We start from the raw sequence: 8,275 nt of genomic DNA, 5'->3' as shown, positions 1-8,275 counted from the left end.
GCGCCAATGATGAGGGCGTCATATTTTTTGGTCATTTTTTGCTCCAGCCCGTTGCGGGGCGCTGTTCGAGGCGGGCCTCGGGAATGATGTTGCGGATTTGGCGGCAGAAGCTTTTCAGGCACACTTCCTTGTCGGACAGCGGACCCATCGAAAAACTGCGGCTTGCCATGCCTTGCTGCACGCGGGTGATGAGGACGGTGTCCTCTGCGTTGACCTGCCGGTTGATGCGCCAGTTAAGGTAACGTGCCGCCCGCATTTCGCGGCGGTCATCGTGCAGCACATAACTGATCTCGCGAATGACGCAGCTATTGGGGCCAGTGGGCAACCATTGCATGAAATCCACTTGGTCAGGATAAATGTCGAACGCAACCGACGGCCACAGCTTGAAATACAGCCAGCGTTTCTGGTTTGCTTCCGGTAGATGGGGTACGGATGGCAAGAGATTCTGGTATCCGCGCTCGGACCAGTTGGCCGAAGGCCGGTCGACAAGGTCGCCCCACATGCGGTCAACATGCGGCTCTGCTTCTATGCCATAGCTTTTGCCGAACAAGCGCGTGAGGCCGGGATGTGCGACGGGAATGTGCAAGCCATCGGAATAATTGTCGCCGACATTTTTCCAGTTCACATCGCGCGGCCGCATGGTGACGCGTCCAAGCGCTCTGAGTTCCTCAAAGCGGTACGGCGCGACTTGGGCCTCATAAGGGGCCATCATTTCCGCGACCGAGGGGCCATCCCCTTCAAGACGGACAAATATGAACCCGCGCCAGATTTCCATATCGACGGGCACAAGGCCCGCCTTGCTCTTGTCGAGCGTTCGGTAGGATGCACTGTCGGGCACGCCCGTCAGGCGGCCATCAAGATCATAGGTCCATGCGTGATAGGGGCAGACGAGCTTTTTCGCACATCCGTCAGAGCCGTCAACCAAACGGCTTCCGCGGTGGCGGCAGACATTGGTAAAGGCGCGCAGCACGTCGTCATTGCCGCGTACGACGATCACGCTCTCGCCGATATAATCAAGGCTGTGCCAGTCGCCCGCATCCGCGACGTCGCTGACATGGCATACGACCTGCCATGACGGGCGGAAAATACGATCCACCTCAAGCGCTGCGAATTCAGGATCATCATAGGTCCAAGCCGGCAGGCTCCAGCCATCGAGATCATCGCGCATATTGTGTAAGTCCGATTCGGACATCTTGCTCCCCTTGTTATACGAGTGTATAACAGCGCCATGACCGTGCGACAAGTCTTCACCCGCGAAAGCGCCGATACCCGCCGCGACGCATTGATTGCGGCGACGGCGCGATGCCTTGCGACGCGCGGCGCCCATGGGACATCCGTGCGCGCCATTTGTGTGGAAGCTGGCGTTTCGGCCGGTCTTCTGCGGCATTATTTCGACGGCATTGATGCGCTGGTGGCCGCGACCTATCGTGCCACGGGCGCACGCGTTGCAGCCGCGATGCATGCCGCCGTGGAGGACGTAGCGGTGGACAATCCGCGCGGCAGATTGCTGGCTTTTGTCACCGCAAGCTTTCGTGCGCCGATTGCTGACCCTGCGTTGCTGGCAACATGGCTGGCGTTTTGGAGCCTGTCGCGCACGGTTCCAGCCATCGGTGCAATCCATGACGAAATTTACGCCGAGAACCGCCAAGACATCGAACGCCTGATCTGCGCCTGTCCAAACGCGCCACAGGACGCGCGATTGGCCGCAGTTGCGCTGACGGCATTAGTCGACGGCCTTTGGTTAGAGCTGAGCCTCGGCAATGCCCCCTTCAGCGTCGGCGAAGCGGAGGCTTTGGCCGAAAAGTGGCTGGATAATTTTATTTGAGCCGGCAAATGCGCCTGTCATAAGGCTGCAACAGCAATTGATTAGCGCCCATAGCGAAGCATCGTTACGGTCCGCCCAGTGGATTGCTAAAACGCAAAAGGGGAATCTAGAAATGTCATTGTTAATCAACCGCCGTCTTTTGCTTGCAACCGCTGGATTTGGTATTGGCGGGCTGATGCTGCCCGGCGGCGCGGCTATGGCGCAGACGCTGCTTGGCCTTACCGGATTTACCCATAATGTTGCCAGCGGCGAGCCTGGCCCTGACTCAGTTCTTTTGTGGACGCGTTATGTGAACCCCACCGGTGGCCCATCCAAAGTGCGCGTAGAAATTTCCGAAAGCCGCGATTTTGTAAAAATTGCAGGCGGCGGACAAATGGTGACTGGGCCCTGGCGCGACCATACGGTTAAGATTACCGTCGACAATCTCGCGCCCGGCAAGTGGCATTGGTTCCGTTTCATTGCACCCGATGGCAGCATATCGCCGATTGGACGGACCAAGACTTTGCCCGTTGGCAAAACGGCCAAGTTCAACATTGCGGTCTTCTCTTGCTCCAATCTGGGCTTCGGCGAATTCAACGCATACGGCCATGCTGCTGCGCGTGATGACATCGATCTGGTGCTCCACATGGGTGACTATATCTATGAATATGGCCGTGGGGGATATGATGGCGGCGCAAAGTTTGCGGCGCGCCTTTTCCCGGCAAACGAAATCCTGACGCTGGCGGATTACCGTCTGCGCTACGCAAGCTATCGCGTGGATGCACAGCTGCAAGCGCTGCATGCGAACTTCCCGATGATCGTCAACACGGACGACCATGAAACGGCCAATGACAGTTGGGAAGGTGGCGCGCAGAACCACGGCGTCGATGAAGGCGACTGGAGCGCACGCCGCAACGCAGCGATGCAAGTATGGCGCGAATGGTTGCCCGTCGGTGAACAGCCTTGGAAAGAATATGCAATCGGCGACCTTGCAACTTATTATCGCACGGATACGCGGGAGATTGGCCGTTCTAAGCCATATAGCTATGGCGAACTGGCGCGCGCTGGCGATCCTGCAAAGGCATTTGCCGAATTTCGCGACGGGGCGTGGCGCGATCCTTCCATGACGATGTTTGGAACCGAACAAGAAGCATGGCTCTCGCGGTCCATGATGGGTGACAAGTCGACTTGGGCCTTGCTTGGAACCGGAACGAACATGGGGTATAGTTACACTCCAGAAACCGCCATGGATTGGGTCCCCAAATTTGCACCTGAACGCGCGGTAAGCTATGTGCGGCAGGGCATCGCCGCGACAAAGGCAGGCCTGCCGAACAATCTCGACAATTGGGGTGGTTACCCCGAAGCGCGTTCGCGCATTTTGGCAGCAGCCCAGCGCGCAGATGCAAATTTGGTCGTGATCACAGGTGACAGCCACAATGGCTGGGCCTTTGACTTGCCCGAAGGTGGGAAGCCAGCTGGCGTCGAATTTGGCGGCCACAGCGTCTCGTCGCCGGGCTTTGAAAGCGCGATTCCATTCACTGACCCGGCCGTCGTCGCGCGCAGTTTGCTTGACGCCAGCAAACAGGAATTGCGCTGGGTCGATACATCCAACCGCGGCTACATGCATCTGGCTCTCACCTCGCAGGCGGCAACGAACGAATGGGTGTTTATGCAGACGGTCAAGGATCTGTCGCTTGCCACCAAGACAGGGCATAAAATGAAAGTACGGCCAGGCCGAAAGATTCTTGAGCAGGCATAAGTTCCGCTTTTAACCGACCGGTTAAATCGCCTTGATTTCTTGCCATGCCTCGCGCCATAGAGGATGCAGAGGCGCGAGGAGAAGATGACATGCAGATGGCTGGCCTAGGATATAGCGAAGAACAGATTGAGCTGCTTGACGTAGCCACGAGCTTTTGCCGCGACAAATCGCCCATTGCCCGTGTCCGCAAGCTGATGGACAGCGATCTGGGCTATGATGCCGACGTCTGGGCCGAAATGGCCGCCTTGGGCTGGACCGCGATTGCGATACCAGAGGCGCATGGGGGTGTTGGCCTTTCGCTGGCCGAGGTCGTTCCTGTCGTCGAGCAAATGGGGCGCCACCTTATGGCATCTCCATTGGTGTCATCGACCTTAGCTGCACAGGCACTCATTATAGGCGGTAGTGAGCAGCAAACGGCACATTGGCTGCCCAAGCTTGCCGAAGGCGCCATTGGCACTATGGCCCTTTCCGAAGCGCATGGCGACTGGGATCTTCAGAACATTACAGCCACAGCAACGGTTGAGGGTGACGCAGTCCATCTGTCTGGCGAGAAGCTGTTTGTCGCATGGGCGCAGACCGCGGACATCGTCATTGCATCGGTTATGCTGGATGGCAGGCCAGCCTTAGTTCTGCTGACCGCCGCCGACGTCGCTGGACGCCTGCGCCGTGAAGCGATTATCGACGAAACAAGACGCAGCTTTGCTCTCTCGTTGAATGGCTTGGCCGTATCGCGCGCAGCTTTGTTGGAAATTGCGCGAACATCCTCAACACTGTCGCATATTGAGCAGGCCGCAAACCTTCTGCAAAGCGCGGAAATGTGCGGTGGTTCGCAAAGCGTGATCGACTATACGGTAAGCTATCTGCAAACCCGCAAGCAGTTCGGAAAGATTATCGGCGAATATCAGGCGCTGAAGCACCCGACCGTTGACGCCTATGTTGAATATGAAAAAACGCGTTCGCATTTGTACAGCGCAGCAAACAGCTTTAGCGATCAAGGCGTTGGCGAAATTGCCGTACGCATGGCAAAGGCTGCGGCTGACGCGACCTACAGCTTTGCAGCTGACCGCGCGATCCAGTTTCATGGTGGATTTGGTTTTACGCATGATTGCGATGCCGGCCTTCACCGCCGTGCTGCGATTTTTCAGGCATCGCAATTTGGTGATGCCGCATGGCAACGCTTTAAGCTTGCGCCTCTATTATTGGGGTAAGCGCGACACCAACCGATTTTATGGGTGTCGCTTTTTGCGCTAACGCCCTCTTCCTCAGCCTAATCAGGAAGTTGGCGAATGAACACATGAATTTGTGCAGGATTTGTGCATAGCTAAAAAGCGCTATTTAAGCCGCAGTCGGCACATCGCTGCGTTTAAATATTGTTATATATCAATAATTTGAATGGTGCGTTCGATGGAATGAAAATAATAAAATCTATCTAATTGATTTTAAAATATAAACTTTCGTTTTCCGTAAAAACGTTCCGAGGCGCGGTTCAGTCGAATGCACCATCAATTCGGTGTGCGACTGGTTCAACCGGAGATGGCTTCAGGCGGGCTCGCAATTAAGGGCGCAATGTGTTAGAATTTGTCAGTCGACTAAAATAGGCTGGCGCATAGGCCAAGGGGGTGTTCTTGGGAGTTTTTCTGCAAGATTCAGGGCAACTGTCTGCACTGTCGGCCCACGCGGTCGCAGAGCTGGTCAAGGCGACCGATCAATTTACCATCCGCCGCGGTGAAACCCTGTTCCGGCAGGGCATGTTAGCCGACGCACTCTACATCATTGGTAGCGGAAAACTGGAGATCACGACGCGCACCCCCGGCGACGCAACCGCTGCGGTGAGTGCAATCGGGCCGGGTGAGGTGGTCGGTGAATTCGCGCTGCTTGACGATGGCCTGCGATCCGCAAATGTTACAGCGATGGCTAACAGCAAAGGGCTGCGAATCCCGAGGGAGCGTTTCCTTGCCCTGCTGGCCGACGGCAAACCGTGGACCTTAGAACTAATCGATACCCTAAGATGCCTGGTCGCCTCCCGCACCCGCGTCACTTTGGAGCGGATAGCGGCGGACGAGCGCTATGATGTGTCATCCCTTCGCGTCCCGGCTCAGCTCCGTGAGGCCGCCATGGTCGGCGATGCGGCAGGGCTATTCCCGGCCCTCGGCCGTCTCGCTGAGTTGGGGACTGAAGGTGCGGCGAAATTGACTGACCTGGGAACGTGCCTCACCATTCCTCGTGGCACCCTTTGCACCGAGGCCGCAAGCGAGACGCGAGCGTTGACCATAGTGCTGCGCGGAGCATTGCGTTTGGTTCTGCCGCGTCGCGAAGGCCGCGAGCAGATTATGGTCCATGGACCTGGCGAGATGACCGGCCTTGTCGGTCTGTTCGATAAATCGCAGCAGTCCCTCGAACTTGAGGCTGCGGAGGACACAGTTGCGTTGCAACTGCCACAAGAAATGTTTGACGCCATGCGCCGAAGTCCTGAGCCTTACGCCCTTGCCCTATTCACCGCGGTCGGAAGGCAACTCGTGCGGGACCAACGCAGGGCCAACCGGCATCTAGGTCGTGCGGTGTCCCTGGAGCAATTCAACCAACACTGCGGAAGGAGCGCCGTCTAATGTGCAGGATACTCTCCTACCTCGGTAGCCCGGTCCTGCTCGACCACTTGCTCTATGCCCCGGATTCATCGTTGCTTAACCAGACGACTGCGGCACAGATGCTGTCAATGCTCAACCTCGCCGGCTTCGGCATGGCTGCGTGGGATCCCTCGAGCCACGAACCGCACACACCCTATCGCTACCGGACCACCCAAGTCGCGGTGTTTGACCGCAACCTCAAGGAATTGGCGAGTAAGCTTAAGGTCGGTGCTTTGCTGTCTCATATCCGTGGAGTACCGATGACCTCGACGGTGCAGGTTAACGACCAGAACGTTCATCCCTTTCGCTTCGACGGCGTCCCGCTGGCAATGGCGCACAATGGCGACCTCGCTGGCTTTCGCGACATGCGCTTCGATCTGGTGCCGCACGTCCGACCCGAGTTCGCGCGCGCGATCTCGGGCTCGACTGACAGCGAATGGATCTATGCGCTGGTGGCTTCGGCCCTGCCCGACGCGTACGTGATTAATTCCCCTGAAGCGATCCTTGACGCAATCCGCGACGCACTGACAACAATCCGAAAGGTGCGGGAACGGCACGGCATAACCCGTTCATCCTCGGCCAATCTGATCTTCTGCGATGGAACCAACCTCGTCGCGGTTCGCTACACTTTCGATTTCGGCCGGTTCGATGTAAGCCAGTTACAAGGCTCGGCCGACTTCCTTTCGATGTGGTACACCTTTGGCCGTGACTACGGACTGCACGACGAGGAGTGGAAGCTGATCGGCGGGGCAGCTCAGGCCAACAGCATAGTCGTGGCCTCGGAACCGTTGACCCGCGATTTTGCGACCTGGATCGAGGTGCCCGAATACTCGGCGCTGGTTGCCCGCAACGACGGATCTCGTCGCATTGCAGAAATACATGCTTTAAGTGTCTGATACAAAAGATGGTTAAGTCTGACACACACGGGCGGTTCTCAGTTGTTAATCAAATCAGTTTCAAAAAAATTTCGTGCTAAGTTAGCCGGCGACAATCACGCAGCGCTCGGCCCTATCTCCCTCCCCCCGCGGGGGGGGATAACGCTCACCATTGCAGCAATTTTGTACTTAGTCGAATCGACATTACTTCAGGCCCTAACAGCCCGGGGTCCTGGCAATTCCATCCCGATGCCAATGCCCCGCGAAACCATATTGGCTGATGCCTATCTGATGCCTAAAGCATCAAGAACTCCATAATCCTAGAGCCATATTTTCGGTAAGTCATTGAAATAAATGGCGCACCCAAGAGGATTTGAACCTCTGGCCTCTGCCTTCGGAGGGCACTTAATGATTAAAATAATTGTTATAAATCAATATTTTATGATACATTTCTGGGTCGTGTGCACGTTTTGTGCATTTTTTGGCTGTGCAAAATTCGACATATTATGATGTTTTTACAGTTAGTTAAGATTACTTTTTGGGTGCCTGCTTTCAGTTTTTGGATGCCGGTAATCTCCATCGGCAAACCGATTGTAGCTAACTGCAAGCCATTCTTCTCAAATTTGACATCATTTATTGGCTGTGGTTATTCCTTCAGTACGAGGGCATTAAGCCTAATTGTATACCGAGTAAACAACGCCATCGGGCACCCAACGTCCCTTTGTAACAACGAGTTTGACTGCATTCTCTATATGCAAACAGTTGCATAAATTATAGAACATTTAAAGAACAAAAAATACATTGCAAAACCAGTGCGTGATGCCAAATTGCCTGAAAGGAGAATGGTCCGTGAAGTTGAAAACTCTAATTCTGATGTCTGCAGGATTGATGTCGTTTAGTGGCAGCGCAAGGGCTCAGGAGGGATGCCCCGCTGGACTGATTTGTGCTTCCAAGCCGGAAACAGTCGCAATTGGTGTTCAAGATGCAGGCTTTCGGGCAAAGGTCGACAAGGATGATGCCGGCGACCCGATGATCTACAGCGAGGCTAACGGCTTCAAGTTCCAAATACTTTTTTATGAGTGTGACAAAGGAAAAGACTGCAGTTCATTGCAGTTCGTATCCTATTTCGGTGCAGAGGATGACAACACGCCAGAATATGCAAATGCGTGGAACGCCAAAACCCGCTTCATTCGAGCCTCTGTGGAAAAGAAAG

At 55.5% G+C, this 8,275-nt stretch carries 7 protein-coding genes; 6 read left to right on the top strand and 1 reads right to left on the bottom strand.

The features are described 5' to 3' along the window. Positions 1-31: 31 nt before the first annotated feature. Complete coding sequence (locus tag ACIQ2T_RS10310) at positions 32-1,192, bottom strand: aromatic ring-hydroxylating dioxygenase subunit alpha (RefSeq protein ID WP_397590733.1); 1,161 nt, start codon at positions 1,190-1,192, stop codon at positions 32-34. Positions 1,193-1,228: 36 nt separating this feature from the next. On the opposite strand from ACIQ2T_RS10310, the gene ACIQ2T_RS10305 reads away from it, so the two are divergent. The 6 genes from ACIQ2T_RS10305 to ACIQ2T_RS10280 form a co-directional block, all read left to right on the top strand. Then, entirely contained in the window at positions 1,229-1,825 is a 597-nt protein-coding gene (locus ACIQ2T_RS10305; protein WP_397590732.1) for a TetR family transcriptional regulator C-terminal domain-containing protein, read from the top strand. A 112-nt stretch (positions 1,826-1,937) separates the two neighbouring features. Continuing rightward, positions 1,938-3,563, top strand: a complete 1,626-nt coding sequence (locus ACIQ2T_RS10300) for an alkaline phosphatase D family protein (protein WP_397590731.1) — start codon at positions 1,938-1,940, stop codon at positions 3,561-3,563. Positions 3,564-3,607: 44 nt separating this feature from the next. Continuing rightward, entirely contained in the window at positions 3,608-4,771 is a 1,164-nt protein-coding gene (locus ACIQ2T_RS10295; protein WP_397590730.1) for an acyl-CoA dehydrogenase family protein, read from the top strand. Between the two features lie 417 nt (positions 4,772-5,188). Continuing rightward, entirely contained in the window at positions 5,189-6,169 is a 981-nt protein-coding gene (locus ACIQ2T_RS10290; protein ID WP_397590729.1) for a cyclic nucleotide-binding domain-containing protein, read from the top strand. Beyond that, positions 6,169-7,083, top strand: a complete 915-nt coding sequence (locus ACIQ2T_RS10285; RefSeq protein ID WP_397590728.1) for a class II glutamine amidotransferase — start codon at positions 6,169-6,171, stop codon at positions 7,081-7,083. The genes ACIQ2T_RS10290 and ACIQ2T_RS10285 overlap by 1 nt, the downstream gene beginning before the upstream one ends. A gap of 828 nt (positions 7,084-7,911) precedes the next feature. Then, the coding region (locus ACIQ2T_RS10280; protein ID WP_397590727.1) for a YbjN domain-containing protein at positions 7,912-8,275 on the top strand (364 nt) is incomplete at its 3' end.

This window comes from Sphingorhabdus sp., from assembly GCF_044357595.1.
GTDB lineage: Bacteria > Pseudomonadota > Alphaproteobacteria > Sphingomonadales > Sphingomonadaceae > Sphingorhabdus_B.
The sequence above is the reverse complement of the archived record's forward strand: the minus strand, read 5'-3'. Positions and strand labels throughout refer to the sequence as shown.